The following is an 882-nucleotide window of genomic DNA, read 5'->3' on the forward strand; positions in this document are numbered from 1 at the left end:
AATGGTGAGGCTGTGTATTGTTTAGAGAATAATGGCGTAGATGACCGAGTGATTGTATTTTTTTTTTTTTTCAAGCAGAAGACGGCATACGAGATAATTCCGAAACTCTGGAAGTCACTTACAAGGGCAAGAATATTGCTGAAGTTCTGGATATGACCGTTGAAGAAGCAACCGCATTCTTTAAAAACATTCCTAAGATTCGCCGGAAGTTACAGACGATTGTCGACGTCGGTTTGGGTTATGTGAAGCTTGGTCAGAGTGCCACCACTTTATCAGGCGGGGAAGCACAGCGGATGAAGTTGGCAAGTGAATTGCAAAAGCTATCAACGGGTAAAAACTTCTACATTCTCGATGAACCAACAACGGGATTACACACCGATGATATTAAGCGGTTGTTGGAAGTCCTCGAACGGCTGGTGGATGTAGGTAACACAGTCTTGGTGATCGAGCATAATCTGGGTGTTGTCAAAACGGCTGATTGGTGCATTGACCTAGGACCGGTAGGCGGAGATGGCGGTGGTCAGGTGATTGCTACCGGTACACCTGAAGAAGTTGCCGAGGTAGCAGACAGTTACACCGGCCAGTACCTTAAACCGGTTTTAATTCGTGACACCAAACGGACGAAAGAAGCCGCGGCCGGTTCGTCTAAGCAGGCAAAAGCGACTAAAACATCGACGAAATAGCATCAAAAATAGTCGCGTGAAAAGCGCGACTATTTATGTACATAACAAACGTTTGGCTTTCTTTGAGTTTGACGAAAAGTTATCCACCGCGACTTCAAGCCGGAACTTTGGGGGTGGAAGTCAGTAAACAGCCACCTTAGACACTTTTTAAATTGCTTTTTGAAATGGTATGATTGAAACGATTAAGAAAGTAGGGAAT

Annotated in this window: 1 pseudogene; it reads left to right on the top strand. The window is 44.7% G+C overall.

Going from position 1 to position 882, the window contains the following annotated elements:
* Nucleotides 1-83: 83 nt before the first annotated feature.
* Nucleotides 84-683 (top strand): annotated as a pseudogene (locus ACWPVL_RS11710) (excinuclease ABC subunit UvrA); the annotation flags it as partial.
* Between the last annotated feature and the right edge of the window lie 199 nt (nt 684-882).

It is taken from the genome of Streptococcus sp. Marseille-Q8145 (assembly GCF_965112035.1).